At 34.4% G+C, this 916-nt stretch carries 1 protein-coding gene; it reads left to right on the forward strand.

Features of this window, described 5'->3' with window-relative positions; genetic code table 11:
• The coding region (locus L1D50_RS23105) for a hypothetical protein (RefSeq protein ID WP_239966946.1) at nucleotides 1–745 on the forward strand (745 nt) is incomplete at its 5' end.
• Between the last annotated feature and the right edge of the window lie 171 nt (nucleotides 746–916).

Here is a 916-nt window from a genome sequence, read left to right on the forward strand (position 1 = left end):
GTTTAATACTCTAGCCTACTCAATTGAATTTGAAAGTGAGTCTGAAGTTTTGTCATTGGAGTATATATTTTCTAAAAGCTATGAGCTTGGGTTGGATAAGGGTAAAAAGTGCCCTAGTTTTGCGGTGCTTCGTTACTATTTTTCTGGCTATTTATATAGTGATGCATCTCATTTATTAAAAATACTAAAAAGTATACTTTCTGATAGTGAACAGTGTGTTTTAACTTTAATGATTGTAAGAATTTTTGTTTTTAGTCTTATGCACCGTGTGTTAGAAGGAAATAATCAACTTGACGATAAGGCAACCTCTTACTTGATTACGTTAATTTTTGAAGAGGGAGCGGAAGAGTTAATTTACCAATTGCTCGCGATGCCTAGTTTGAATGAAAGTTTAAAGAAGAGAAATATCACTGCATTTTTAACTGCATCAATTTATATAAAACAGACGCTGATCCAAGCGCAATATGTCACCGATGAAAGCGCATATGAGCATTACGACATGATGCTTACAGAGTTGGATGAAAAATTCAAACGATTGAATCAATTGTTTGCCATTGCTTGCACCAGAAAACAGTACGAGCAAATTAAAGCGGATTTAAGAATTCAGCGAGATAAGGCGTTAGCGCAGTACAGAGATTGTAGAGCAGATAAAAAGCTGAGGATGCTACTAAAGCTAAAAAAAGGCGTGTTAAGCGAAGCTATTAAACAATTTAAAAAACCTAGAAGAGAATCCTACCATGCATGAAAGCGTCTCTAATTTGAGCAACTTAATCAGAAAAGTCGATACTAACTTTCACAATCCGAGAGTTCATGGAGAGGGATTTGTTGTCACTTGGAATAAGAAAACCAACCAAATCGTAACCAAGCAAGGTTTGCTATCTGATTTATTTAATAAGAAAAATTATGAATATTTCTT

The sequence above is a fragment of the Pseudoalteromonas sp. Isolate6 genome (assembly GCF_022398435.1).
GTDB lineage: Bacteria > Pseudomonadota > Gammaproteobacteria > Enterobacterales > Alteromonadaceae > Pseudoalteromonas > Pseudoalteromonas galatheae.